Annotated in this window: 28 protein-coding genes and 1 riboswitch; of the genes, 23 read left to right on the forward strand and 5 right to left on the reverse strand. The window is 52.1% G+C overall.

Translation table 11 applies throughout. From position 1 onward, the window contains the following. Positions 1-333 precede the first annotated feature (333 nt). The 5 genes from BN2684_RS13555 (at position 334) to BN2684_RS13570 (ending at position 4849) form a co-directional block, all read left to right on the forward strand. Entirely contained in the window at positions 334-1245 is a 912-nt protein-coding gene (locus BN2684_RS13555) for an RHS repeat protein (protein WP_058302718.1), read from the forward strand. A 19-nt stretch (positions 1246-1264) separates the two neighbouring features. Further along, entirely contained in the window at positions 1265-1489 is a 225-nt protein-coding gene (locus BN2684_RS23935; protein WP_234340240.1) for a DUF3732 domain-containing protein, read from the forward strand. Between the two features lie 107 nt (positions 1490-1596). Beyond that, complete coding sequence (locus tag BN2684_RS13560; protein ID WP_058304544.1) at positions 1597-2169, forward strand: HAD-IIIA family hydrolase; 573 nt, start codon at positions 1597-1599, stop codon at positions 2167-2169. Positions 2170-2464: 295 nt separating this feature from the next. Beyond that, entirely contained in the window at positions 2465-3934 is a 1470-nt protein-coding gene (locus BN2684_RS13565) for an MFS transporter (protein ID WP_058302719.1), read from the forward strand. A 201-nt stretch (positions 3935-4135) separates the two neighbouring features. Next, positions 4136-4849 carry a dihydrofolate reductase family protein gene (locus BN2684_RS13570; RefSeq protein ID WP_058302720.1) on the forward strand — a complete coding sequence of 238 codons (714 nt, stop codon included), beginning with the start codon at positions 4136-4138 and terminating at the stop codon, positions 4847-4849. 102 nt (positions 4850-4951) lie between these two features. Here the strand turns inward: BN2684_RS13570 and BN2684_RS13575 are convergent, their stop codons facing one another. Then, the gene (locus tag BN2684_RS13575) at positions 4952-6127 is read right to left on the reverse strand and encodes a serine hydrolase domain-containing protein (protein ID WP_058302721.1); all 1176 of its coding nucleotides are present in this window, start codon (positions 6125-6127) and stop codon (positions 4952-4954) included. A 49-nt stretch (positions 6128-6176) separates the two neighbouring features. Beyond that, entirely contained in the window at positions 6177-6779 is a 603-nt protein-coding gene (locus tag BN2684_RS13580; RefSeq protein ID WP_058302722.1) for a TetR/AcrR family transcriptional regulator, read from the reverse strand. Positions 6780-6952: 173 nt separating this feature from the next. Between BN2684_RS13580 and BN2684_RS13585 the strand changes: the two genes are divergently transcribed. The 6 genes from BN2684_RS13585 (at position 6953) to mscL (ending at position 11644) form a co-directional block, all read left to right on the forward strand. After that, complete coding sequence (locus BN2684_RS13585) at positions 6953-7723, forward strand: SDR family NAD(P)-dependent oxidoreductase (RefSeq protein ID WP_058302723.1); 771 nt, start codon at positions 6953-6955, stop codon at positions 7721-7723. 173 nt (positions 7724-7896) lie between these two features. Beyond that, positions 7897-9177: an ArsB/NhaD family transporter gene (locus BN2684_RS13590; RefSeq protein WP_058302724.1), complete on the forward strand. Its 1281-nt coding sequence runs from the start codon at positions 7897-7899 to the stop codon at positions 9175-9177. A 13-nt stretch (positions 9178-9190) separates the two neighbouring features. Continuing rightward, entirely contained in the window at positions 9191-9514 is a 324-nt protein-coding gene (locus BN2684_RS13595; RefSeq protein WP_058302725.1) for a hypothetical protein, read from the forward strand. 136 nt (positions 9515-9650) lie between these two features. After that, complete coding sequence (locus BN2684_RS13600; RefSeq protein WP_058302726.1) at positions 9651-10826, forward strand: cation:proton antiporter; 1176 nt, start codon at positions 9651-9653, stop codon at positions 10824-10826. Between the two features lie 48 nt (positions 10827-10874). After that, entirely contained in the window at positions 10875-11183 is a 309-nt protein-coding gene (locus BN2684_RS13605) for a hypothetical protein (RefSeq protein ID WP_058302727.1), read from the forward strand. A gap of 56 nt (positions 11184-11239) precedes the next feature. Beyond that, positions 11240-11644 (forward strand): large conductance mechanosensitive channel protein MscL, encoded by a 405-nt coding sequence (gene mscL / locus BN2684_RS13610; RefSeq protein WP_058302728.1) that lies wholly within the window; start codon positions 11240-11242, stop codon positions 11642-11644. Positions 11645-11721: 77 nt separating this feature from the next. On the opposite strand, the gene BN2684_RS13615 is transcribed toward mscL, so the two are convergent. Beyond that, a complete protein-coding gene (locus BN2684_RS13615; protein ID WP_058302729.1) occupies positions 11722-12945 on the reverse strand; it encodes a multidrug effflux MFS transporter in 1224 nt (407 codons plus the stop codon). Between the two features lie 146 nt (positions 12946-13091). Here BN2684_RS13615 and BN2684_RS13620 point away from each other — a divergent pair, with 146 nt between their 5' ends. From BN2684_RS13620 to BN2684_RS13630, 3 genes are all read left to right on the forward strand, one after another. Next, complete coding sequence (locus tag BN2684_RS13620) at positions 13092-13730, forward strand: YhbD family protein (protein ID WP_392389013.1); 639 nt, start codon at positions 13092-13094, stop codon at positions 13728-13730. After that, entirely contained in the window at positions 13723-14457 is a 735-nt protein-coding gene (locus BN2684_RS13625; RefSeq protein WP_058302731.1) for a polymer-forming cytoskeletal protein, read from the forward strand. Before BN2684_RS13620 ends, BN2684_RS13625 begins: the two co-directional genes overlap by 8 nt. 164 nt (positions 14458-14621) lie before the next feature. Beyond that, on the forward strand, positions 14622-15050 hold the full coding sequence (locus BN2684_RS13630) for a PH domain-containing protein (protein ID WP_058302732.1): 429 nt from the start codon (positions 14622-14624) through the stop codon (positions 15048-15050). Positions 15051-15206: 156 nt separating this feature from the next. Here the strand turns inward: BN2684_RS13630 and BN2684_RS13635 are convergent, their stop codons facing one another. Then, positions 15207-15842, reverse strand: a complete 636-nt coding sequence (locus tag BN2684_RS13635) for an FMN-dependent NADH-azoreductase (RefSeq protein ID WP_058302733.1) — start codon at positions 15840-15842, stop codon at positions 15207-15209. A 189-nt stretch (positions 15843-16031) separates the two neighbouring features. Further along, positions 16032-16379 (reverse strand): winged helix-turn-helix transcriptional regulator, encoded by a 348-nt coding sequence (locus BN2684_RS13640; protein ID WP_058304545.1) that lies wholly within the window; start codon positions 16377-16379, stop codon positions 16032-16034. Between the two features lie 112 nt (positions 16380-16491). Between BN2684_RS13640 and BN2684_RS13645 the strand changes: the two genes are divergently transcribed. From BN2684_RS13645 to BN2684_RS13680, 9 genes are all read left to right on the forward strand, one after another. After that, entirely contained in the window at positions 16492-17193 is a 702-nt protein-coding gene (locus BN2684_RS13645) for a pirin family protein (protein WP_058302734.1), read from the forward strand. A gap of 318 nt (positions 17194-17511) precedes the next feature. Then, complete coding sequence (locus BN2684_RS13650; protein ID WP_058302735.1) at positions 17512-18627, forward strand: aminopeptidase; 1116 nt, start codon at positions 17512-17514, stop codon at positions 18625-18627. Between the two features lie 16 nt (positions 18628-18643). Continuing rightward, complete coding sequence (locus BN2684_RS13655; RefSeq protein ID WP_058302736.1) at positions 18644-19261, forward strand: TetR/AcrR family transcriptional regulator; 618 nt, start codon at positions 18644-18646, stop codon at positions 19259-19261. Between the two features lie 28 nt (positions 19262-19289). Further along, positions 19290-19736 (forward strand): DinB family protein, encoded by a 447-nt coding sequence (locus BN2684_RS13660; RefSeq protein WP_058302737.1) that lies wholly within the window; start codon positions 19290-19292, stop codon positions 19734-19736. A gap of 117 nt (positions 19737-19853) precedes the next feature. After that, positions 19854-19918: riboswitch (Fluoride riboswitch) on the forward strand. 125 nt (positions 19919-20043) lie between these two features. Continuing rightward, positions 20044-21306 carry a voltage-gated chloride channel family protein gene (locus BN2684_RS13665; protein WP_058304546.1) on the forward strand — a complete coding sequence of 421 codons (1263 nt, stop codon included), beginning with the start codon at positions 20044-20046 and terminating at the stop codon, positions 21304-21306. 135 nt (positions 21307-21441) lie between these two features. After that, on the forward strand, positions 21442-21612 hold the full coding sequence (locus BN2684_RS24540; protein WP_159065802.1) for a hypothetical protein: 171 nt from the start codon (positions 21442-21444) through the stop codon (positions 21610-21612). Positions 21613-21883: 271 nt separating this feature from the next. Next, entirely contained in the window at positions 21884-22660 is a 777-nt protein-coding gene (locus BN2684_RS13670; protein ID WP_058302738.1) for an ABC transporter permease, read from the forward strand. After that, positions 22657-23448: an ABC transporter permease gene (locus BN2684_RS13675; RefSeq protein WP_058302739.1), complete on the forward strand. Its 792-nt coding sequence runs from the start codon at positions 22657-22659 to the stop codon at positions 23446-23448. Before BN2684_RS13670 ends, BN2684_RS13675 begins: the two co-directional genes overlap by 4 nt. Positions 23449-23475: 27 nt before the next feature. Then, positions 23476-24462 carry an ABC transporter ATP-binding protein gene (locus tag BN2684_RS13680; protein WP_058302740.1) on the forward strand — a complete coding sequence of 329 codons (987 nt, stop codon included), beginning with the start codon at positions 23476-23478 and terminating at the stop codon, positions 24460-24462. The last annotated feature ends 122 nt before the right edge of the window (positions 24463-24584 follow it).

Raw genomic sequence — 24584 nt, forward strand, 5'->3', positions numbered from 1 at the left:
TCAAGTTTTTCTAGTCTTGAAGGCAGCAGCTGCCATTGAGTTTTCCCAATAGAAGCTGCCCGCGTTCGATTATGCTAAGCTGAAGTGGCTCATGTTGGGTTCGCCTGTAAATGATGGTGGTGTGGTAACTTCCATTTTACACGAAACCAACGTGGGCCTTTTGTTTCCTAGGACGGTGCTATTCAAAGAATGTAAACAATGACTCTTCAGGTTGTTGCAATAGAGAGGTTTGCTGTACTTGTTGGGCGAAAGAGTTTTTAACTGTTGGTTCAATGACAAGAGTAATGCTCCCCAATGTCAAGATACGATTTTTTGAGGGATAGTTATATCCGAATGACGAGAGTCACCGATGGACAAGGCCAAGAGACCGCATATACGTATGATGCCAATGGGCGGATGACGGACAAAGCCTTGCAGAATGGCGGAACAAGCACCTACCAGTACAACGATGCGGGGCAAGTGACGGACATTCGTCATCTTGGACCGGGAGGGGCTTTGCTAGAGCAGCTCAGCTATACGTACGATCCAGCGGGCAATCTAGTCCATCGGGAGCGGCAAAAAGGCGGCAGCGACGAAGACAATCCGAGCGGAGCGACACAGCAAGCCGATATCGCGGATTATGTGTATGATGCGCTGAACCAACTCACTCAGGTGCAGAAGCGAAACGGAACGCAGACGAGCTATACCTACGATGTCGCAGGCAATCGGTTGAACAAGACGGTAGCAGGCGGCGGGTCAGCCGGAACCGAAACCTATGCCTATGACCCGGAGAACAAACTGACGCACTGGCAAAAGGGGAGCGACTATCGGGATTACGCATATGACCTGCGCGGCAATCTCCTGACGGTGACGGGCACGGACAGCACATCCCTGCTGCGCGCGCAAAGCCTGTCCGCCGACATGACGGTTCCAGGCAGCGTGTATGCACAGGACGGCGGTTCTGTAACGAATGAAGTCTATGGAGATGGCACCGCACCGGACGGAAATAATTCGCTGCAAGCAACACTGGCAGGACCGCGCATCCTGGAAGCCTACAGCTGGGATGCCGCTAACCGGTTGACCGCACATACAAACGAATGGGGCGACCAAACGGTCTACCGCTATGACGGGAACGGAAGCCGCGTCTATATGGGAGTGACGCTCGGCAATACCATCCGCCAAGACGGATACCCGGCAAGCAACCCGGCAGGCATGCGAGACCGCTGGGAGACTAGATCAACCGAGTCAGGTGTATTTCCCGGATAAACTACAAAGGCAGTCAGAAGTGGAGTATACACCGGAGGATATCGTAATGGTACAAAAGATATTTGCTACATTTCATAATCATTTGAGTTTACGGTGTGAAAATCCAACTCAAATAAACCTTAATGATCACGCTGATGAGATTACTTGGGATTCAAATACGGATATTGTTCATGTTGTAAAGAGATGGAGAGGTGGCACTTCAACAGGAGATAATGCACTAATTCCTCATGAGTGGATAGATTAATCCCTTATTACACTGTTGGTGTAGTAATACATACTCGAGAATGAGGTTATAAACCTGTAAATGATGGGGGAGCATAATAATTGAATAATACAAAGGTTCAGAAAAATATGTTGCAAGCGGTTTTTGTTGACCGAGACGGAACTATTGGTGGAAACGGTCATTTTATACATCCTAACAGTTTTGAGCTATTCCCGTTTTCACAAAAGGCCATAAAACTCTTAAAGGAGAAAGGACTTAAAGTATTCGCTTTTACTAATCAACATCGTATTGCACGTGGTGAAGCAAAGATGGAAGATTTTAATGTGCAATTCGAAACTTTTGGTTTTGATGGAGCATACATTTGTCCACACGATCAAAAAGATGAATGTAAATGTCATAAACCCAAACCTGGACTATTATTAAAAGCTGCCGAAGAACATAGTTTAGACCTACACAATTGTGCAGTAATTGGTGACGTAGGGTCTACTGATATGTTGGCAGCACAAACTGTAGGAGCAATAAAAATCTTGGTTAGAACAGGGTGGGGAATGGAATCACTAAATGCTTATCGACATACATGGTATGATAAAGCCAAACCTGACCATGTTGCGGATAATTTTGGGGATGCTTGTAATTGGTTGGTAAATAATATCGATATAATTTATGAGTTGAGAACGGATGCTCCGTGGCGTATAAAATAATCCACTTGAAGTGTGCATCTATTGACACTCTGAGTGGATTATCTTGTTATTTATTTTACATTTTCCGTCGTGGTGTTCACTAATGTACGAATTGCTTGATATCGGCAATGGACATAGCCCAGGGTACGATTATACTGTTAATGAGTTTCCGAAGAAATAATGGAGTTATCGCACGAAATGGGCCTGATGTAAACCTAAGCTAAAACTCGGGTTTGCATCAGTCCTTTATTTAATTTGCTTGAATATAACGGTAGCTAAAAAGTAAAACGGTTTTCGTTTAGGAGGATTTACTAGGATGAGTAAGAAGGAAACCATGATCGTAACACTGGCGCTGTTACTATCAAATGCAATGGCGGGCTTAGATGGAACCATCATCAACACGGCTCTGCCAGCGATTGTAAGTGATTTACATGCCATTCAATACATGGGGTGGATCGTATCTGTTTTCTTGTTGGGAATGGCCGTATCCACTCCGCTTTGGAGTAAATTGGGAGAACGGATCGGAAACCGAAGAACCTATCAACTTGCAACATTGCTATTTGCAGTTGGTTCCATTTTTCAAGCATCATCAAGTAATATTGTATTTTTCTTGATTGCAAGAGCTGCTATGGGAATAGGTGCAGGTGGAATGAACACGATACCTTTTATCATATATGCAGATTTGTATCCAGACTCCAAGAAGAGAGCAAAAATAGTTGGATATGCCACAGCAAGCTTTAGTGTAGCTTCGATTCTGGGACCGCTCCTTGGTGGTTGGATTATCGAAGTCTTGAGTTGGCATTGGGTATTCAATATTAATATTCCAATTGCGATGATTTCCATACTCGTTATTCAATTTTTCTTTAAAGAGCCCGGACGCATTCCTTCAGATGAAAAAATGGATTATGTAGGTGCTGGTGTTTTGATAGCCGGTTTAATCACACTTTTAACAGGAATCCAGATGGTTGAGACGGGTTCGCTAAGCTTAATTAGTACCTTAATTAGTGGAGGGTTACTTTTATTAGTCGTATTTTATAAAGTGGAAGAAAAAGCGGCAGACCCCATCATCCCCAATAGACTTTTTAAGAATGGTTCCTTGGTTGTTGATTTTATTTTATTTGCCCTATTATGGGGGGCGTTTATTGCTTTTAACATCTATGTACCCATGTGGGTACAAGGATTGTTAGGACTAAGTGCCTTGCTTGGAGGTATGACTCAGATTCCGGGTGCTATTACAAACTTTGCCGGTTCTATGACGGGACCATCGATCTCCCCACAATTGGGTAAATATCGTGTGCTTGCTTTGGGAAACTTGGCATTTATCATTTCCTTTGGCGGTATGGTATTAGCCGGAGTATCTACACCAATGTGGTTATTATTACTTGCTGGGGCATTTGAAGGGTTTGGGCTAGGGGTATGCTTTAATATTTTACAAATCAGTGTACAGGAAGATGCGGAAAAGCGAGATGTTCCCATTGCAACATCATTTGCGTACCTTATCCGTATTTTAAGTCAAACCTTTATGTCATCCATATATGGAGTAATCCTAACTCATGCCTTAATGAAAGGTGTTGCTGAATCGAATGGGAAAATCACAATGGATATGCTAAATCAATTAAGTGATTCCAAAAGTGCAGGTGACTTACCTCAAAGATTAATACCACTTATGCAAGAAATTATGTATCGTGGTCTACACGGAATCATGATAACGGCGCTCCTTTTATTGATGATTGCTTTGATTTTTAATGTTGGAATCCAGCTAGTAATAAAAAGAAAAGCAGTCTAACCCAATTGAAAGCTGGATTTCAAAGGGCGAATCTCTTGAGGGACTCCATCATCCTTCAGGAGTATCTTGAAGCTGGGCAATCTGTGCTTCAACAACTTTGGATACATGGGCGGCCTGTTTGCAGCTGGTCCCATCTCGCTGTCTGCCGAAGATTGTGATGCTATCTATCGGAATTCCAACAAATAGGAGGAAAATGCTGCAATGAGTCGCCCATATACGGTTTGTCACATGATGAGCAGCCTTGACGGCAGGATCACCGGCCCCTTTATGGAGACAGAAGCCGCAGTTGCTGCCGGAGAGGAATACGAGCGTATAAATGGTGGTTACCATCCCCAGGCATGGCTTTGCGGACGTGTTACAACCGACGAGAACTTCACGTTCTACAAGAAGCCGGAGCTGGATGATAATGCGCCTGCCGTACCGGAAGGTGACCATGTGGCGGTAAAGAATGCGAAAATGTATTATGTATCCGTTGATGCGTCTGGAAAAATCGGATGGTCTTCCAATACCCTGCACTATGCTGACCGGCCGGCGGCACATATTATTGAAGTGCTTACGGAGCGGGCATCCAACGCATACCGCGTTTTTCTGAGGAAGCTTGGTATTTCGTATATCATCGCGGGAAAAGATGAGTTGGACCCTGCATGGGCAGTCGAAAAGCTGAAAGAGCTTTTTGATATTCAGACATTGATGGTATCCGGAGGCGGGGTTATAAACTGGTCATTTTTACAAGCAGGCCTAATTGACGAGCTGAGCCTTGTTCTGACCCCTGTGGTAGACGGAGAAACCAATACCGTGACCTTATTCGAGAAAACGGATTACCTGCCTTTAAAAGTTCCCACTGCATTTTCACTCAAAAGTGTCGAGAAACTTAAGGGCGATGGCGTATGGCTATGTTTTATCACTAAGCCATAAATAATTGGGGTGCTGTCCGCACTTGATGAAATGGAAACGAAAGGAAACGTTTACGAAGCTGATCCGTAAGGCTAATGCCGCACGTAACCAAACCAGGCTCACCTATAAGGAGCTGAATACGATATTGCGCAGTTTGCGTGTAATCGGCAATGTGCCGGCATCTTTTTTCTGAACCATAAATAAGATGGTCAGATCGTTTTGCGGACTGTTCGTGAAGTAGGCCCCAAGCCAGCCGTCCCAGCCGTATTCTCCTTGGCTGCCGATAAATCCGGCTTTTGTGTTATCGGTCATAATGCGCATTTGATTGCCATAGCTATGACCACGTAATGTATGCCATGTATCGAAGCCCTTTTGTTGGCAATCGGTTAAGGCAGCTGACGTCATATATTGAACCGTCCTTGGCTTCAAGAGCTGAACACCATTAATGCTGCCTTGGTTCATCAACATCGTAGTAAATTTGGCAGCATCATCGATTGAAGAGGCAAGTCCTGCTCCTCCTGACTCAAATGCCGGATCTCGATCCATTTGATGGTTGATGCCAAGATGGTTGCCACTGTATAGCTTCAACCCGCCCTCACCATCATCCTGATAGGTTTTCGTAAGGCGACATCTTTTTTCTTCAGGCAACCAGAATCCGGTATCGTCCATTTCGAGCGGCTCAAAAATTTCATTACGCAAAAATTGCCCATACCGCATACCGCTAACCGCTTCCACAACTGCGCCCAGAATGTCCGCCGAGGTTCCGTATTGCCAATTTGATCCGGGCTCAAATGAAAGAGGGCCTTGGCCCTGACGATTTGCAAATTCCATAGTACTCATTGGATTTTCGCTGAACAAGCGTCTGTCCAGTTCTTGAAACAATGCGTAGGATTGTTGACCCGTTGCGCCGGTTCCGTCATACAATAATCCAGAAGTCATGTTCAGTAAATCTTGAATATTGACTTCACGACAGACAGGCACTAGCTCACCGTTTTTCTCAACGAGTTGGTTTTTAAAACCGGGAATAAAATGACTTACAGGATCAAACAAATCGATATCCCCACGTTCTAACAACATCATAACCGCAGCGGCTGTAATCGGTTTGGTCATTGAATATAAACGGAAGATGGAATCTCTTGTCATAGGGCGTTTGGACTCGAGATCTGCCCAGCCATCCTCATGGTAAAAGATTTCATTGCCGTCCTTGATCACCATGAAGGTAGCTCCTGCGATCTCCTGTCTTTCGATACTCGCCTTCAATGTTTTTTTTAGTTGGTTGATTAGGTTTGAATCCAGCATGTCTATCGGATCTCCTTCGTGTGTATGTGTGAAAAATCATTATAACTTTTTAGCTAGACAATACCTGGTACGTGTAATTCTCATGGCTGGATTGGAGGATCGCCACGAGCTGTTCCGCCATATAGGTCGTGCTGTACGTAAAGCCGCCTTCCACCCAATCCATCATTACCCCTAGAGAAGCGTAAGCGCGATAGCTGGCCAGAAGCTCCCGATTAATCTGCGAATTGTTCGTAATATCGGCGAAATCCTGCAGGAGCAGAACCTTAAACAGCTGGCACAGCTTCTTTTGGAAGCCGGGGAAGGCCTCCCCTTGAGCCAAAAGCTTGTAGAACAGGGAATGCCGGGCGACATGATCGAAGATTTTGATAGCGGAGGCTTGCAGGCTATTGACGATCAACACCTGCTGCTGCTGGTAAGGCGCGCGGAAAGAGGCGATCAGATCGGTCGTCACGTCCTCGATGATTTCATCCAAAATGTCTTCTTTGTATTGATAATTCTTATAGAACGTACCCCGGTTCAAGTCGGCCTTCTCGACAATTTTCATGATCGTGATGTCTCGAAAATGGTTTTCTTGCATCAAGGACAGCAGCGCTTCCTTTAACAGCGCCTTCGATTTCACAATTCTCCGATCCACTCGCTCCAAATGTGCCAAATTTCTCAAGCCCCTTTGTTGATTAACTAGAAGTCCGTAAACAAAAAGGTTCCCTAACGTTGATTAGTAAACAATGCGGCCTATGATTGTCGATTGAAAGCGATTAATCACCCTAATTATACTATAAACGATATAGCGTTTACTGCTTCTACAAAATGAAAAGGGTGATCCAGATGGGCAGACTTTCGGGTAAAGTGGCTATTATTACGGGTGCGGCAAGCGGCATGGGCTTGGCCGGCGCGCAACTGTTCGCAAAAGAAGGAGCACAGGTCGTCGCGACGGATATTACGGTCGATGTATTACGGGAACAAGTAGAGGAGATTATCAAAGACGGCGGCGATGCGATCGCAATCGAGCTGGATGTCTCCAAGAAGGAATCTTGGGATGCCGTCATTGAACAAACCCTCGCGAAATACGGCAAAATCGATATTCTCGTGAATAATGCCGGTATTCATATCGCGAAGGGCATTCTCGAAGCCGAGCTCGCGGACTGGGAAAAGGTCATGTCCATCAACTGCACGGGTGTGTGGCTGGGCATGAAATCCGTAATCCCCCACATGCAAAAGAACGGCAAAGGCGCCATCATCAATACGTCCTCGATCGCGGGCATCATCGGCGGCGTCTCCGACGCGCAAGGTGCGGCCTACAGCGCATCCAAAGGAGCGGTACGCTCCTTGACCAAGCATGCGGCGCAATGGTTCGGCAAGGACCATATCCGCGTCAATTCGGTCCATCCGGGTGCGATCTTTACGGGAATGGTAGAGAAAGCCGGCATCAAGTCCCAGGAGGAAATGGGAAGCCATTACAAGGGGTTGGCACCGTTGCCGCCTTATGCCGGCGAGTCGATGGACATTGCCAATGCCTACCTGTACCTGGCTTCTGATGAATCGAAGTTCGTCACGGGCATCGAGCTGGTTGTGGACGGCGGTTGGACGACCAACTAAGGAGCCGTCAGATACTCTTGGATTTACATTCTCCTTGGAATTTCGTATACTAAATAGAGTTAAATACATGGAACGACGGAGGAGCCTGCCAAAAGCGGGCTCTTTATGCGTTTTTTCGGACTTTCGTTCGGGAAAGCTGGGGGAAGCGACAGTCAGCATAAAGGAGAAGAAGCATGGAACAACAGGCTTATTGGGCAATCGGTATTTTTCTGGTGACGTATGCATGGATTATTTCGGAGAAGGTTCACCGCACGATCGTGGCGATGCTGGGAGGAGTCCTCGTCCTCGTGACGGGCATCGTCAGTCAGGAAACGGCACTGCATCACATCGACTTCAACACGCTCGGCCTTCTGGTCGGCATGATGATTCTGGTCAGCGTGACTTCCGAAACGGGAGTGTTCCGGTATGTGGCGGTCTGGGCCGCACAGAAGGCAAAGGGAGAGCCAATGCGGATTTTGCTCCTGCTTACAGCGATCACCGCCTTCGCTTCCGCCTTCCTGGATAACGTGACGACGGTCATGCTGCTCGTTCCGGTTACGTTCAGCATCACGCGGCAGTTAAAGGTGAACCCGGTTCCCTACCTCTTGGCGCAGATTATGGCATCCAACATCGGAGGAACTGCGACCTTGATTGGAGATCCTCCGAACATCATGATCGGTAGCGCGGTTAAGGAATTGACCTTCCTTGCTTTTATCCAGAATCTTACTCCGATTGTCCTGCTGGTTCTGGCGGTGAATATGCTCCTGTTTTACCTGCTCTTCCGCAGGCAACTGCATACGACCCCGGAGCGGAAACAGGCCATCATGGAGATGGAAATGAGCGGCTTGATCACAGATCGGCGGCTGCTCGTGAAGAGTCTCATCATTCTCGGTCTGACGATTCTCGGCTTCTTCCTCCATCAGGCGCTGCATCTGGAGTCGGCGACCGTTGCGCTTGGCGGGGCGTTTCTGCTGCTCCTTCTCACGGGGGAAAAGGTCATGGAGGAGGCGTTCACCCGGGTGGAGTGGATGACGATCTTCTTCTTTATCGGGTTGTTCGTCCTTGTAGCAGGCCTCGTGGAGACCGGTGTGATCGGCGAACTGGCGAAGAAAGCAATGGAGTGGACGGGGGGCGATTCGCTCACTGCGTCCATGCTCATCCTCTGGATGAGCGCGCTGGCGTCGGCCTTTCTGGACAACATCCCCTTCGTGGCGACCATGATCCCGCTCATTCAGGAGATGGGACAGATGGGGGTGCAGAATATCGAGCCGCTCTGGTGGAGCCTTGCCCTCGGGGCTTGTCTCGGAGGTAATGGCACCCTGATCGGAGCGAGTGCCAATCTGATCGTAGCCGGCTTGTCGGCCAAGGAGGGGCATCCGATCAAATTCGTGCACTATCTGAAGCTGGGGTTCCCGCTCATGCTGCTCTCGATTGTGCTGTGCAGCGGGTACATTTACCTGCGTTATTTCCTGTAAGGAGGAGATCGCTATGCTTGTCTATGAATATGACAACCGCTTGCTGGAGATGGAAGAACATCGCGACGAGGACAGCATCGAGTTTCTCATCACTTTCCGAGAGGTCGCTCCTTATGCGGCTTGGCTGAGAAAGGTAGAGCAGTTTTTCGATCGCAATCGGGATTACACGGACGTTCTGTTCTACAAGTACCCGGGAGGAAAGTATCGGGTGATGGTCCGTCCCGATTATTATGCTTCCTTCCTGGCGGAGCTGTTCAAAGCCCACCTTCTTCGGAAGCTGGAATGGACCCTGGATGCAGACGAAGCTTTTACCGCGGAGAGCAAGGGCCAGGGATAAATTCATATCGGTAGGGAATTTTAGGCGGAGCCTGTCACCAAGGGATTGCTGTGTCTTCATGCAGCAAGCTTGGGTGTGCGGGCTCTTCTTTGATTATACAAAAGAGAAAGACAACACAAGGAAAGGTGGAGATCACATGCTAATCATGCAACTCGCGATCATCCTGCTCGCCTCCAAGCTAGCGGGAGAGCTCAGTGTGAAATTGCGTCAGCCTGCCGTGCTCGGCAAGCTGCTCATCGGGATCGTACTCGGGCCCGCTGTATTTGGACTTATTCAACATACCGATGTTCTGGCGGAACTCAGTCAGATCGGGGTCATCCTGCTCATGTTTATCGCGGGGCTTGAAACCGACATAGACAAATTCAAACGCTCCGGCAAAAGCTCAACCTACGTCGGGTTGGCAGGCATTGCGTTTCCTTTCGCACTCGGATACGGGAGCGGGATTTGGTTTATGGGGCTAAGCGGAATGGAGGCAGCCTTCCTCGGTCTCCTGCTCTCGGCGACGAGCGTGAGCATCTCGGTTCAATCGCTGAAGGAGCTTGGGCAACTAAAGACGAGAGAGGGGGCTACGATCATGGGGGCTGCCGTCATCGACGATGTGCTCGTCATCATCGCGCTCGCCTTCCTCATGAGCCTATCCGGAGGCGACGTCAATCTTGGGATGATCGTGTTCAAGAAGGTCGCCTTCTTCGGCATTGCGATCCTCGTCGGCTGGAAGGTGGTTCCTTGGCTGCTCAAACGCTTTGTCAACCTGCGTGTCACAGAAAGCGTCGTCTCGGCGGCGCTCATCATCTGCTTCGGCCTTGCTTATTTCGCTGAATATACCGGAGTTGCGGCCATCATCGGCGCGTATGCGGCAGGGATCGCCATCAGCCTCACCTCATTTAAGCACGAAGTCACCGAGAAGGTAGAGACGATCGGCTATGCCGTCTTCGTACCCGTCTTCTTCACCCTGATCGGTGTCAAGGTCAGCTTTGACGGGATTGCTTCTCAAATTGGGCTTATTATTGGACTCAGCGTGCTTGCCATCGCCACTAAGCTGGCGGGAGCTGCCTTCGGCGCGAAAGCCGCCGGCTTCGGCTGGAGAAGCTCGCTTGGGATTGGAGCGGCGATGGTTTCGCGCGGGGAAGTGGCGCTCATTCTGGCGGGAATCGGGCAGGAAGCGGGCTTGCTGCCGGACCTTCTACTCACGGTTCTCGTCGTGGTGGTTCTCGTAACGACCATTGTCACCCCGCTCCTCATGAAGGTGTTTTTCGGCGATTCTACAGAACCCAAGCTTTCTCCTGTTCAGACCCGGGAGGATGGGCTATAATGGGCGTGAGAATAGCCATTTAGTCCTTCAGGAAAGGGGCTGTCGGCCATGACCCGTAACCAAAAAGGGGTATGGACGGTTATCAATCTGCTCATCGGAGCGCCGGGAGGGTTCGTCTTCATCTTTACCGTCATCGGACTCGATGGCTTTATGGGGCCACCAACCCGCAGGGGACAGACCGCGGCTGTGGCAATGGCCGTCATCTACCTGCTGATCTGGCTGCTCGCGAACGTTTTTATGCTTAAGGACGTGAAGGGCAGGCAGAAGCTCTTGTGGTTCGGGGCATCTCTATTGCTGCTGGTAGTTTCAGCCTTTCTTGTTACACTTGCCATCGTGCAATCGAGAGTTCTGTCCTGAATAATTGTGATAGAATGAGAATGAGATTAATTGTTGAGAGGGAGGCTGCTGTTTTTATGTGGAAGGAGTTCAAAGCTTTTGCCCTGAAGGGGAACGTGCTGGATTTGGCTGTCGGGGTTATCATCGGCGGCGCATTTGGTAGTATCGTCAGTTCGCTCGTAAAGGATATTATTATGCCGTTGGTGGGCATTCTCATCGGAGGATACGATTTCAAATCGCTGGCGATTACGGTCGGGGATGCTAAGATCACGTACGGTGAATTCCTTCAAACGACGCTTAATTTCTTTATCATTGCCTTTTCCATCTTCCTCTTCATCAAGCTGCTAGGCAAGCTGACGCGCAAGAAAGAAGAAGCGCCGAAACCGGCGGAGCCTCCTGTTCCTTCCAAGGAGGAAGTGCTCCTCACGGAAATTCGCGACTTGTTGAAGCAACAGAAGCAAACGGGCAGAAGCGCCGAATAATCGCTTTCGAGAAAACAGCAGGCCGCATTCCCAGTAAAGGGAGTGCGGCCTGTTTGGCTGTTCGACGATCGGTGGGATCACCCTTTTCTGCGAGCCAGCAGAAAGAAGAAGAGGACCGCGAGGACGGACGCGCCTGCCATCAGGAAGCCCATCGGAAGAGCGGAGTTCTCTCCGGCGATGCCGACGAGAGGAGAAGCGGCCGCTCCGGCCAGGTAGGGAAGGAGGCCGAGGATGGCGGATGCACTCCCTGCGTGCTTCTTCTGATTTTGCAGAGCGAGTGAATTGCAGGTGATGTTCACTCCGCCGATGGAAGCGACGGCGATGAACAGGGGAATCATCAGGAAGAGGAGCCGGGCTTCAGCGAGAATAGCGGCGAGCAAGGCCCCTGTGCCGAGCACGATCAGCGCAAGAGCACCGGCGAGCAAGCGCTCCGCGGACATCCGTCCCGCTAGGCGGCCGGTCGTCTGGCTGGCGAGCACCATACCGAATCCGTTCAGAGCGAAGATCAGGCTGAACGTCTGGGGAGTGACGTGGTACAGATTTTGCAGCACGAACGAGGAACCGGAAATGTAGCTGAACAGAGCGATCGCGGTTGCCGACTGCGTGAGGGCGTAGCCCATGAACGACCGGTCCTTGAACAAGTCTCCAAAGGTCGACAAGGTTTGTCCGACGCCACCAGAGGATCGGCGTTCCTCCGGCAAGGTTTCGCCGAGGCGCAAGGTTACGGCAAAGAGCATGGCAATGCCGATAAACCCGAGCACCACGAATACGCCGCGCCAAGGAATCAAGGTGAGCAGCGCTCCACCTAGGACGGGGGCGAGAATCGGCGCCGTACCGTTCACCAGCATGAGCAGGGCGAAGAATTTCGTCAGCTCATAACCGGAGTAGAGATCGCGGGCCATCGCACGCGAGATCACGATGCCGGCTGAGCCGGCGAGACCTTGGAGCAGGCGGAAGAACAGAAGCACCGAGATGTTCGGCGCGAAGGTGCAGATGAAGGAAGCGACCGCATAGATAGCGAGCGAGACGATGAGGGGCTTGCGGCGACCTAACTTGTCGCTGAGCGGTCCCGCCAGCAGTTGACCGAGCGCAAGCCCGAGCAGGCAGGCGGTGATGCTGAGCTGGGCCAAGGAAGCGCTCGTGTTCAGCTCCTGGGTGATGAGAGGCAGAGCCGGCAGATACATATCCAGAGACAAAGGACCGAAGGCGGACAAAATGCCCAGGATCACAATGAACCCGGCGCTGCGCTTGGCCTTTGCTTCGTTCGAAATGGATTTGGATGGCGGAGCAGATGCGTTCATTCGAAAACTTCCTTTCTGATAGCCAAGTATAGCGAGCAGAGTCTGTAAAGACGATCATAACACAAACAGGCGCAGCTGTGCTTTACAAGCGTAACAGTGTTATGTTACGATGAATATGAAAGGAGGTTTTTTTCCTGGACGAAAACTTGATTTCCAAAAAAGACCTGCTTGAGCTCGCGGGCATCTCCTACGGACAGCTCTACCGATGGAAGCGGAAAAACTTGATCCCGGAAGAATGGTTTGTTCGCAAGTCGACTTTTACCGGACAAGAGACCTTTTTTCCTAGAGAGAAAATACTCCAGCGAATCGGAAAAATCATGAACATGAAGGAAGACTTGTCCCTGGATGAGTTGGCGGATGTCTTCTCTCCCGATCCGGCTCCGATGCAGATGGACGGATGGGAACTGGTTCGGCGAGGTATCGTCTCCAAAGAAGCTCTCGCCTTATTCGAAGAAGTTTTTGCGCCGACTTCCGGTGCGGTGCTTCCCTTTGAACAGCTTCTCTTCATTTATTTGCTGCATGGTTTTCTGGATCGGGGAGACATGGTCCTGGATGAAGGCAAGCAGCTTCTCCGCATTCTGCAGAACCATTACCGGGAGTTAGGCGGAATCAGCGGCGAAGTACTGCTGGTGCGCAAGCTGGGTGTCTCTATGGTCATGCTTGCAGCAAGTCGGGAATCCCTGTGGTTTGAAGAGGGGGTTCGGTTGGTGGCGCGCGGTTCTGTCGCAGTAAACAGCGAAGAGTTAAAAATAAAACTAGGAGCGGGAGGAAAAACCTATGAGTGATGCGGAACAAGGGAGTAACCTGATCATTAACGGTACCGGCAGCTCAGGCGGCGGCACCTTCGATGAGGTGAAAATCAACGGGCAGGGCCGCGTAGATGGAGACGTTCAGTGCCAGAGCTTCTATACGAACGGTCGATCCAAGTTGGTCGGCGATTTGCGGACGGAGTATTGCCGGGTGAACGGAAGCTCGACGATCGAGGGGAACGTTCTGGCTGACAAATTGGATGTGAACGGATCATTCAAGCTGGTCGGTTCTTTTCAAGGTCGGGAGATCAAATGCGATGGCCAGACCAAAATCGAAGGTCCGCTCTCGGCTGAAAAAATCAAGACGCGCGGCGATCTAACGGTGGACGCAAACCTGGATACGGAGGAATTCGACTGCAAGGGCAGCTTCAAGGTGGCGGGCTTGCTGAACGCCGGTAAGCTGGAGATCACCCTGCACGGGGCCAGCGAAGCGCGGGAAATCGGCGGGGAGTCCATTCGGGTTAAGCGTTCAGGCGTTACCAACACTATCGGGAAACTCGTGAAGGGGCTTTTTGGAATAAATGAATATCTCACGGCGGACGTCATCGAAGGGGATCATGTCATTCTCGAAGGAACCCGGGCTCGCATCGTTCGAGGTAATCATGTGACCATCGGACCCGAATGTGAGATTGGATTGGTCGAGTATAAAACAGAGCTGCACAGAGATAGAAACTCTACCATAAATGAAGAGCGGCGTATCTAATCGTCGGCACATACCGCAAACGAAGAATTTTGGACTTCGTTTGCGGTTTTTTTGTGAAAATTTGTATTTTGGAGGTGGATATACAAGGAAACATCAACTTTTGGTCGAATTACAAGAAATGGGAAGCTAAAAAAGGCTTTACCTTCTGTGGGGGAGTGGCACTCATGTCCAAACTTTTAAACGGTCTGCTCGGCAATTTCTCGGAAGTCTCCGTTCAGGAGCTTAAGCAGCAATACGGAATATACCTCATGCCTCAGGAAGAAGTACAAAACGGTTTCAAGCTTGTTCGCGACGCTTTCATCATCACCAGTGAGCGGCTGATCTTGATCGACCATCAAGGAGTCACCGGCAAGAAGACTCGGGTTGCATCGATTCCGCTGAACTCCATCATGGAGGTTACGATGGAAACGGCCGGAACCGGCTTCGATGACAGCGAAATGACCATCCATTACATCAATTCGCCGTATTACAAAGCAAATAACGTGAGCATGGCCTCCTATAAATTTGAGTTCGGCAAGAAGTTCAACCTCCAACCGCTTTATGTAGCATTTGTGACGCTCGCTCATCAAAACCATTCCCGCTTGAACGGGTAAAAAATCGGTACTAACGAGTAAATGAAACGATCCCTCTTGCTCCGCGACGATTCTCATCGGACAAGAGAAAGCCGCTAAACAGAAGAAGCTTCCTTCCATCGCAGGTTGCGGTGGAAGGAAGCTTCTTTCGTTCTTTCGTTAGCGGGCTTGGATAAATCAGAACGTTTTGGCCAATCCCTTGGCGCGTTCAATGGCTTCCGCTTTGATTTCAGCGGCTTTTTCTGGCGCGTAGGCCATGCCTTCGACACGAAGCAGGCTGTAATCTTCAATGCCGTAGAAGCGGGTGATGGTGCGGAGATAACGATCGCCCATTTCCAGCTCGGCGGCGGGGCCGTTCGAATAGAAGCCGCCGGTCGCTTGAATGTGCAGAGCCTTGCGGCCGCTGAGCAGACCAACCGGACCTTCTGCCGTGTATTTGAACGTCTTGCCTGCAACGCTGACGGCATCAATGTACGCCTTCAGGACCGGAGGGAAGCTCAGGTTCCACAAGGGGGTAACGAAGACATATTGGTCTGCACTTACGAATTGGTCAACCAATTCGCCAAGGCGGCTGACCTTGTGCTGCTCGTCTGCCGTCAATTCCTTGAAGTCTTGGCCGCTGGCAAGCTTGCCCCAGCCGCTGAATACGTCGTTATCGATTTGGGGAATGTCGAGTCGGTACAAGTCCAGATGAACCACTTCATTCTCGGGATGAGCTTCGCGGTAAGCTTTCACGAATGCGCTGCCTACGGCCATGCTGTAGGAGGCTTGCTCATCATGCGGATGAGCGGTAATGTACAATACTTTCGTCATAAGGGTATCTCTCCTTTTTGTCATCGAACGGGAAGTGATATAAGTCACTAATGCCATCCTAGCTGATAAACTAAAGAATGTCAAGTTGATTACTATTGATAAGTTATGAAGCTTTTTTGAAAAAGAAAAGCAACCGCGGTTAGTATCCGCAGCTGCTTCAAATGTATTCCGAAATCATGAGGAATACGGTCATTCGCAGGCCTCTTCCGGAGCGCATGGAGTTAAGGCCATCCATTTGTCCGCCCAATTCTGGACTTCCTGCATGATGGGGTTCAATTCCCGCCCCTTCTCCGTCAACAGGTATTCGATTCGCACCGGAGTCTCGGGATACACTTGGCGGGTAACGATCCCCGCTTCCTCCAACTGCTTCAGACGCTCGGCCAACATTCGGTCGCTCATATTCGGAATGCGATCGACGATCTCGCCAAAGCGCTTGCTGCCGGTGAGCAGGACTTGAATGATTAATCCGGTCCAACGTTTCCCGAACAGTTCAAAGGCCGCCTCAAATTTGGGGCACAGAGGATGTAAGTTTTGCATGTTCATCATCTCCATCTTCATCATATCACAGTTACTTGACAAAAGTAAGTGCTTATTGATAAAATACTTATTAATAGTAAGTAACTTAATTTTATCGAAGGAGGCTGCTTGTATGATTACGATTCGACCTGCCGATTCTCGGTACCATGCCAATCATGGTTGGCTAGACACGTACCACAGCTTTTCCTTTGCCGATTATTATGACCCGGATAACATGCAGTTTGGGCCGATGAGGGTTTTGAATGACGACATTGTCGCAGGTCACCGCGGCTTTGCCACTCATCCGCACCGGGAGATGGAGATCGTCTCGATTGTTCTGACAGGGAAGCTGAAGCATACGGATAGCACCGGGCAAACCGCCATCACCGGCTTCGGCGAGGTGCAGCGGATGAGCGCGGGAACCGGCGTCCAGCATTCGGAGACGAATCCGGGCAATGAACCGGTCAACCTGCTGCAGCTTTGGTTTATGCCGGACACTCCCGGCCTTACGCCTTCCTATGAGGCCACTACCTATGATCCCTCAAAGCTTGCGGGCGCATTGCTGCCGGTTGTTTCCAATCGTCCCGCTCCCGGCGTTGCCGCGATTCATCAAGACATGACCATCTACCTGTCTCGTTTGGAGAGCGGCCAATCGGTCGATTTCACCCAAGCGGCTGGCCGCCGGATCTACCTGTTCGTCATGGAGGGAGCTATCGATTTGAACGGGAGCGAGAGGATGGGACGCCGGGACGATGCTCGCATCACCGACACGCCCGAGTTGACCGTAACGGGCCTGTCCGATGACACTCTGTTCATGCTCATCGACCTGCCCTAACCCTAACTCCCGATGTCCATCCCTTTTGAGCTTGCGTAAGGTATTGGCTTCTTACGTTGACTCAGAAGGGATTTTTTATGGGTGAAATGATGAAGATGATTCGGAAAACGTGGGACAGTATGAGGTTATTCGGAAGGATTCGAGATTGTTCGGATGACTCGGGACGACTAGAGAAGCTTCGGGAAGGAGATGGATGTAACGAACGCTCCGCTTGAAATACTAAGGCTGTTGTGCGACAATCGAAGGTGACCGGACGGTCATTTTCACAAGGAAGACTGTCCTCTACGGAACCACAAAACAGAAGGAGCGAAACCACTCATGAAAGATCCGCGTCTAGCCAAGCTCGCCGACATCCTGGTCAACTACTCCACCTCTATTCAACCGGGTGAAAACGTTCTGATCGAAGCGATCGGCATCGAGAACCCTCTCGTTCAGGAAATCGTGAAAGCCGTCCATGCGGCGAAGGGCAATCCCTTTGTAGCCATCCGCGATCCGCAGATTACCCGCACGCTCGTCCTGGATTCGACCGAGGAGCAAATCAGCACCTGGTCGGACATCGACAACTACATGATGAACCAAATGCAGGCGTACATCGGCATTCGCGGCGGAAGCAACAGCTACGAGATGGCGGACGTTCCGGCCGAGCAGATGAAGAGCTATCAAGCCTTGTACAACCATAAAGTTCACAGCGAGAACCGCGTGAAGCGGACCAAATGGGTCATTCTCCGCTACCCGACCCCGGCCATGGCCCAACTCGCCGGCAAGAGCACCGAAGAGTTCGAAGACTTCTACTTCGACGTCTGTACGCTGGACTACCGCAAGATGGAAAAGGCTATGGACCCGCTGGAAGAGCTCATGAAGAAGACGGACAAGGTACGCATCGTCGGACCCGGCACTGATCTGTCCTTCTCGATCAAAGACATCGGCGCAGTCAAATGCTGCGGCAAGCGGAACATTCCCGACGGCGAAGTCTACAGCGCTCCCGTGCGAGATTCGGTAAACGGCGTGCTCAGTTACAATACCCCTTCTCCGTACCAGGGCTTCACCTTCGAGAATGTCAAGCTGACCTTTGAGAACGGCAAGATCGTGAAGGCGGAAGCGAACGACAACGAACGGATCAACAAGATCTTCGACACGGACGAAGGCGCGCGCTACATCGGTGAATTCTCCTTCGGCTTCCACCCGTACATCAAGGATCCGATGAAGGATACGCTGTTCGATGAGAAGATCGATGGCAGCTTCCACTTTACCCCGGGGCAATGTTATGACGCGGCGTACAACGGCAACAAATCGGCCATTCACTGGGATATGGTCTGCATTCAACGCCCTGAATACGGCGGAGGGGAAATCTGGTTCGATGACCGACTCATCCGCAAGGACGGCCGTTTCGTCGTTCCGGAGCTTGAAATCCTCAACCCAGAAAACCTGAAGTAAGCAGAAGGAGGTAAGGATGTCGCCGAAAGTATCCGACGCCTATAAGGAAGAGAGAAGGCAGTCCATTCTGGACGTCGCTCTTCGCTGTTTTGCCGAAAAAGGCTACGGCTCCACCACCGTCGACGATATCGCAGCCGGGCTCGGGGTGAGCAAGGGAGTCGTCTACCTCTACTTTGCTGGGAAAGAAGAGCTGTACAAGCAGGTGATGGAAGAGCGCATGCAGCAGTCGATCACCGGAATGAAAAAACGATTTCGGCCGGAAGACGGAGCGGAGAACAAGCTGCGGCAGGTTTTCCATGCGTTCCGAAATCAGTCTCTCCCGGAGCTGAAGCGGCTGCTCGCCTTCTACTTGGAGTTTTGGCTGGAATCGTCCCGCCGCGAGGATTTGAAGGCAGTTATGGACCGGCAAAGCACGTATGCGGAAGACTTCATCGCGAGTATAGTCGAGGAAGGCATCCGTTCGGGAGAGTTCCGTCCAGATGCCGATCCCGCCGATTTCTCCGCGTTGTTCTGGGCAACCCGCGATGGCATCGCCCTGCAGTTTGTCGGAGGCGGGGAAGATGCCGATTACCGGAAGCGGATGGAGGCGATGGAGCGGACGCTGCTCGGCAGCCTGCTCCAAAGCGGTAAATAATCCGGCGGGAAGACGGGGGGAATCGAAGGTGAAACGCTTGAACGATCCGGAAGTGCGCGGGGAGATTCGTGCGCGGATCGAACGGCTTGCGCCGGATTCGGCCCGCCGCTTCGGAAAGATGACCGTAGGTCAGATGCTCTGCCATCTGAGCGATCAACTGAGGGATGTGGCGGGCATCCGTCCCGTACCGGGGAAGAGGAGCTTCTTCATGGAGCGGGCTGCTAAACCGGTCGCCTTTTACCTGTTGCCTCGCTGGCCGGGTGGGTTTCTGCCGACGGCTCCCGAGTTTGACGCGATGCGAGCAGGGACGAAACCGTCGGCCTTTCTGCAGGACAAGGAGGAGCTCCTCGCTCTGTTCGACAGCCTGACGATTAGCGAAGGTGAGCATCCCGCCTTCGGTCCGCTCTCTGCGCGCGAATATGGGCGATTGCTGTACAAGCATTTTGATCATCATCTGCGGCAGTTCGGCGTGTGATGTGTGGAAATGGGAGCAGGTCTTCACTACCCACCGTTACGACATACCCACCGTTACAAGCTCATTTCACGAGCTTGACAACCTTCAAGTTCTACCGTATTCTCAAGATTAGATTTCGACAACGACGGCGATGGAGTTCGCCACAACCGCCTAAATCTCGGGCTGATGACTCCTACCAGTACCTATGTGCTGGTAGGGGTCTGTTTATTTTACAGGAGTGACTTTTATGGCAGGGGATGGAATGAGCATGGACAAACGGCAGATGAAGATGAGGCTGGGGAGGGACAGCATTCGAGAGATCAGGGAGATGGGGCCGATCGCGGCAGGGAGATTCCTGCTGAAGTGGCTGGTGCTGGGGGGCATTGTCGGCATGCTGACAGGATCGGCTGCTGCACTGTTTCTGGCCGCACTGGACCGGGCGACGGACGCGCGGCTTTCGCACCCTTGGCTTCTCTTGTTTTTGCCGCTCGGCGGCGCGGTGGTCAGCTATCTGTATGGGAAGATCGGAGGGGACTCCTCCAAGGGAAACAACCTGATTCTCGATCAAATTCACGGCGGAGAGGGCAGGGTTCCGCTGCGTATGGCTCCACTCGTCCTGTTCGGCACGGTGGTAACCCACCTCTTCGGGGGTTCGGTGGGACGCGAAGGGACGGCCGTTCAGATGGGCGGCAGCCTGGCGGAGGGCCTCGGCACGGTGGTCCGGCTGAACGCTGCGGATCGCAGGCTGATCCTGATGTGCGGCATCGCCAGCGGCTTCGGGGCGGTCTTCGGAACGCCTCTCGCCGGAGCCATGTTCGGCATGGAGGTGCTGGCCATCGGCCTGTTGCGCTCGGAAGGGCTTGTCCCCTGTCTCATCGCCAGTCTTGTCGGCGATATCGTCACCCGCGCCTGGGGCATTCAGCATCACCTCTATCAAGTGAGCGAGGTCCCCGCCATCACCGGACCCGTTATGCTCAAGGTGGCGGTCGCATCCGTTGCGTTCGGTTTGGCCGGGCTATTATTCAGCGAATCGACCCGCTGGCTCAAAGCGCTCTACACCAAGCTGATTCCGTATGCCCCGTTGAAAAGCTTCGTGGGCGGCCTCGTGATCATCGCGCTCGTCTATATCGGCGGGACGAGAGATTATCTTGGCCTCGGTCTGCCGCTCATCGAGGAAGCTTTTAAGGGAGACGCGCCAACCTTCGCTTTCCTGTGGAAGAGCTTATACACCTCTCTGAGCTTGGGAGCTGGCTTTCAGGGCGGGGAAGTCACTCCGCTGTTCGTCATCGGCTCCACGTTGGGGAGCACCTTGGCCGGGCTGCTGCAGGTATCTGTTCCCTTTCTCGCAGCTCTCGGGTTCGTAGCCGTGTTCAGCGGAGCGGCCAACACCCCGATCGCCTGCTTCATCATGGGCGTGGAGCTGTTCGGCGCCGGATTTCTGCCGTACCTGTTCATCGCCTGCGCGGTCAGCTACCTCTTCTCCGGTCACACCGGCATTTATCTCTCCCAACGCATCGGCACCGCGAAGACGACCGGCATCGACATTCCGGAGAATTCGACTCTGTCGTTCGTGCGCCAGAAGAAGCGGTAATGGATGTGGAATCCTCTTTCAGTTGATGTGTCTACCTGCATGGGACTTGAACTTTTTCCCAGTTGATGCGTCTAACTCTTGATGCGGCACATTCGCCTCCAATCCCTCGTGCCGCCAGGGAGGACACCCGAGTCCATGATTACCATTGTTATTGTGCTGCTGCTTCTCTTGAACAGTATTTTACTGATTCGAATCGACGCCAAGCTGTCTCTGCATTTTCATAGGAAGGAAGCAGTTGAGACGGAAGGCTACGAGGAGTGGGAGAAGGCTCGACGTAAGGAAGACCGTAATCAGAGAGACTTGTAAAGAAGGCGGCGTCCTCCCGAAGCGGAAGGCGCTCTTTTTGTGTCTGTCCAAGCGGTGCCGCCTGCTAAGAGGTCAGATGCATTTTATCATTGCCACAATTTACGGTGTTTGCTATGATTGATAGCTCTCGCATTTTTCTCCGCTGCAAGTTGGTTTGAAAGTGTACGCAAGGTTCCGCCGCCGGATTTGACAAGCTCCAAATAGGCTGGCATAAGACGGGATCGCAAGGATGGATTCAAGCTGCGTGTAACTCAAATCATGGAGGTGCAACATGTTATTTGCCGTGCTGGTACGCAAAGCGTACCGGGTCAATCTGCAGTACCGAAGCTCCCATCTGATTCACAATTTGGCGAGCTCGCTCTTCGGGTTTATGTACATCTTCATCTGGATGGGCATCGGTGCCGATCATGAGCTGGAAGGCTACGGCGTCAAAGGAATGGTCAGCTACGTCGGGTTCACCCAAGCGGCTCTCTGGGTCACGACCTTCGCTACCTTCGGGCTCGGTATCCCTGAGCGGGTGAGAACCGGGCAAATCTCGCTCGATCTAATGCGGCCGGTCAGTCTCTTCTACCAGACGGCGATTCGCGAGTGGGGGCAAGTCGCCTATCAATTTGTCTACAAAACGATCCCCATCTACCTCATCTACTTCTTCGTCTTTTCTCTTCCGCTGCCGACCCGGATCAGCACGTATGCCGGAACACTGGCTGCTCTCATCGTGGGAGCTTATCTATCCATTTGCATTCAGTACCTCGTCGGTATCGTCTCCCTCTGGACAACGGAATCCACCTGGTTTCATTGGGTCCATTATGCGTTCTCGATGCTGCTATCGGGCTTTTTCGTCCCGATCGAATGGCTCCCCTCCTGGTTGAGGCCGCTCAGCCTAAACTCCTTTTATCCCTACCTGCAATACCATCCGGTCAAAATCTACATGGAACACGAATCCTTCCGGGTATTGGGCGGAGGTCTCTTGTGGTGTCTCCTGTTTACGATCGTCTGCGCGGGACTCACCGTTCTTGCGAGGCAGAAGGTGGAGGTGCAGGGGGGATGAATCTGCTCCGTTTATACGTCATGTTGATTCGTGCCAGCATTCGCAGCCGCATGCAATACAAGTTCAATTTCTGGCTGTCCTCCTTGCTCGCTACCTTGGTCAACGTCTCCGAATTTCTCATGGTTGCGGTAGTATTAGCCAAGTTCGGAGGGATTCAGGGCTGGTCTCTGTACGAGGTGGGCTATCTCTATTCGGTAATCAGTCTGTCGCGGGTCGTGTACCGCAGTCTCGCGAGCGATGTCCATAACCTCGACCGCTACCTGGTCAGCGGCGATCTCGATCAGCTGCTCATCCGGCCGCTTCCTCTCTTGCTTGCGCTCATGTCTCAAAACTTCCGCATCATGCTCGGAGAAGCTCTTCAGGGCGGGGGCATTCTCCTTTATTGCCTGTACAAGTTGATCGGCTCCGGTCAGATGGATTGGATCGCTGTTCCGCTCACGCTGTGGATCGTGCTCACCGGAGCGATGATCCTGTTCTCCATCGGGCTCGCCACCTCGACGATCGGCTTCTGGATCACCAAGGTCGACGTGCTTCAGACGCTGACCGAGGACGCCTCGCGCAGCGCGGCCCAATATCCGCTTACGTTATATCCAAAGTGGCTCCGGTCGCTGTTCTTCACGGTAATCCCGGTCGCCTTCGCCAACTATGTTCCCGCTCTGTACGTTCTTCGGCATCAGTACGGACTGTGGGTTCTCTTCGCGACGACAGCCGTCGCGGTATTCTGCCTGACGGCCGCTCTCGGCTTCTGGAGAGTCGGCATGTCGCGCTATCAGAGCACGGGGAGTTAATAAAACGACGAAAGCGGGGATAGGTCCATGATAGAGGTAGAGAACATTCGCAAAGTATTTCGAACGCCGGTCATGCGGGAGGGAGCCTTCTCGGGAGTGCGCAGCCTGTTCTCCCGGGATTATCGGGAAAAGGAAGCGGTGACGGACATCAGCTTCACCCTTCCGGACGGTGAATTCGCCGGCTACATCGGGCCGAATGGGGCCGGCAAATCGACGACGATCAAGATGCTGACCGGCATCCTTCGGCCGACTTCTGGGACGGTCCGCATCGGCGGGCTTAACCCGCACAAGGAGCGGCGCAAGGTAGCGAGGAGGCTCGGCGTCGTCTTCGGCCAGCGCAGCCAGCTCTGGTGGGACCTGCCGGTGAAGGAATCGTACGAGATTCTGGGAGCCATGTACGGCATACCGGATGCCGTGAGGCGCAAGCGGGAGTCGGAGCTGATCGAGCTGCTCGGCTTGGCATCGTTTCTGGATACCCCCGTGCGGAAGCTCTCCCTCGGCCAACGGATGAGGGCCGACCTGGCGGCGGCGATGCTGCATGATCCGGACATCCTGTTCCTGGATGAGCCGACCATCGGCCTTGACGCCAACGCCAAAGAGAGCATCCGCGGATTTCTCAGGACGCTCAACAAGGAGTACGGCAAGACGGTACTGCTGACGACGCATGATATGGACGATATCGAGCAGCTGTGCAGCCGCGTGCTGGTCATCAACGACGGAAGCCTTCGGTATGACGGCTCCATCCCCGACCTCCGCGAGCGGATCGGGCTGCCAACCGTCATCCGCGTGCGTTATCGCAGCGAAATTCAGGCCCCGGCGAATGCGGTTAGCGGGGAAGTCGGCGGTCGGCTCTTCCGTATCCGGGAAGCCTCGGAGCGGGAGCTGACCCTCGAATGCAACCGCAGCGACATCACCGCCATGGGCGTGCTCCGCATCGTAAGCGAATGGGGCGAGATCGAAGACGTCGACATGGCGGAGCCTGACTTTGAAGAGATCGTTCGCCGGATCTATTAGTACGCTGCACGCTGACTCCTATTCGGCGGGGACAACTTTTTTTCTGGAGCGTTGTTTCGTTTCGAGTTCCATCCTGTTTGACGGAACCGCTCCAGAGCGTATAACGTGTCGCGAGATTGATC

The organism is Gorillibacterium timonense (genome assembly GCF_001457415.1).
GTDB lineage: Bacteria > Bacillota > Bacilli > Paenibacillales > NBRC-103111 > Gorillibacterium > Gorillibacterium timonense.

Excerpts from the sequence above, each read along its gene's own strand:
- BN2684_RS13555 (WP_058302718.1), top strand. The coding sequence starts at position 334 with ATGACGAGAGTCACCGATGGACAAGGCCAAGAGACCGCATATACGTAT.
- BN2684_RS13560 (WP_058304544.1), top strand. The coding sequence starts at position 1,597 with ATGTTGCAAGCGGTTTTTGTTGACCGAGACGGAACTATTGGTGGAAAC.
- BN2684_RS13565 (WP_058302719.1), top strand. The coding sequence starts at position 2,465 with ATGAGTAAGAAGGAAACCATGATCGTAACACTGGCGCTGTTACTATCA.
- BN2684_RS13570 (WP_058302720.1), top strand. The coding sequence starts at position 4,136 with ATGAGTCGCCCATATACGGTTTGTCACATGATGAGCAGCCTTGACGGC.
- BN2684_RS13575 (WP_058302721.1), bottom strand. The coding sequence starts at position 6,127 with ATGCTGGATTCAAACCTAATCAACCAACTAAAAAAAACATTGAAGGCG.
- BN2684_RS13585 (WP_058302723.1), top strand. The coding sequence starts at position 6,953 with ATGGGCAGACTTTCGGGTAAAGTGGCTATTATTACGGGTGCGGCAAGC.
- BN2684_RS13590 (WP_058302724.1), top strand. The coding sequence starts at position 7,897 with ATGGAACAACAGGCTTATTGGGCAATCGGTATTTTTCTGGTGACGTAT.
- BN2684_RS13595 (WP_058302725.1), top strand. The coding sequence starts at position 9,191 with ATGCTTGTCTATGAATATGACAACCGCTTGCTGGAGATGGAAGAACAT.
- BN2684_RS13600 (WP_058302726.1), top strand. The coding sequence starts at position 9,651 with ATGCTAATCATGCAACTCGCGATCATCCTGCTCGCCTCCAAGCTAGCG.
- BN2684_RS13605 (WP_058302727.1), top strand. The coding sequence starts at position 10,875 with ATGACCCGTAACCAAAAAGGGGTATGGACGGTTATCAATCTGCTCATC.
- mscL (WP_058302728.1), top strand. The coding sequence starts at position 11,240 with ATGTGGAAGGAGTTCAAAGCTTTTGCCCTGAAGGGGAACGTGCTGGAT.
- BN2684_RS13615 (WP_058302729.1), bottom strand. The coding sequence starts at position 12,945 with ATGAACGCATCTGCTCCGCCATCCAAATCCATTTCGAACGAAGCAAAG.
- BN2684_RS13625 (WP_058302731.1), top strand. The coding sequence starts at position 13,723 with ATGAGTGATGCGGAACAAGGGAGTAACCTGATCATTAACGGTACCGGC.
- BN2684_RS13630 (WP_058302732.1), top strand. The coding sequence starts at position 14,622 with ATGTCCAAACTTTTAAACGGTCTGCTCGGCAATTTCTCGGAAGTCTCC.
- BN2684_RS13635 (WP_058302733.1), bottom strand. The coding sequence starts at position 15,842 with ATGACGAAAGTATTGTACATTACCGCTCATCCGCATGATGAGCAAGCC.
- BN2684_RS13640 (WP_058304545.1), bottom strand. The coding sequence starts at position 16,379 with ATGCAAAACTTACATCCTCTGTGCCCCAAATTTGAGGCGGCCTTTGAA.
- BN2684_RS13645 (WP_058302734.1), top strand. The coding sequence starts at position 16,492 with ATGATTACGATTCGACCTGCCGATTCTCGGTACCATGCCAATCATGGT.
- BN2684_RS13650 (WP_058302735.1), top strand. The coding sequence starts at position 17,512 with ATGAAAGATCCGCGTCTAGCCAAGCTCGCCGACATCCTGGTCAACTAC.
- BN2684_RS13655 (WP_058302736.1), top strand. The coding sequence starts at position 18,644 with ATGTCGCCGAAAGTATCCGACGCCTATAAGGAAGAGAGAAGGCAGTCC.
- BN2684_RS13665 (WP_058304546.1), top strand. The coding sequence starts at position 20,044 with ATGGGGCCGATCGCGGCAGGGAGATTCCTGCTGAAGTGGCTGGTGCTG.
- BN2684_RS24540 (WP_159065802.1), top strand. The coding sequence starts at position 21,442 with ATGATTACCATTGTTATTGTGCTGCTGCTTCTCTTGAACAGTATTTTA.
- BN2684_RS13670 (WP_058302738.1), top strand. The coding sequence starts at position 21,884 with ATGTTATTTGCCGTGCTGGTACGCAAAGCGTACCGGGTCAATCTGCAG.
- BN2684_RS13675 (WP_058302739.1), top strand. The coding sequence starts at position 22,657 with ATGAATCTGCTCCGTTTATACGTCATGTTGATTCGTGCCAGCATTCGC.
- BN2684_RS13680 (WP_058302740.1), top strand. The coding sequence starts at position 23,476 with ATGATAGAGGTAGAGAACATTCGCAAAGTATTTCGAACGCCGGTCATG.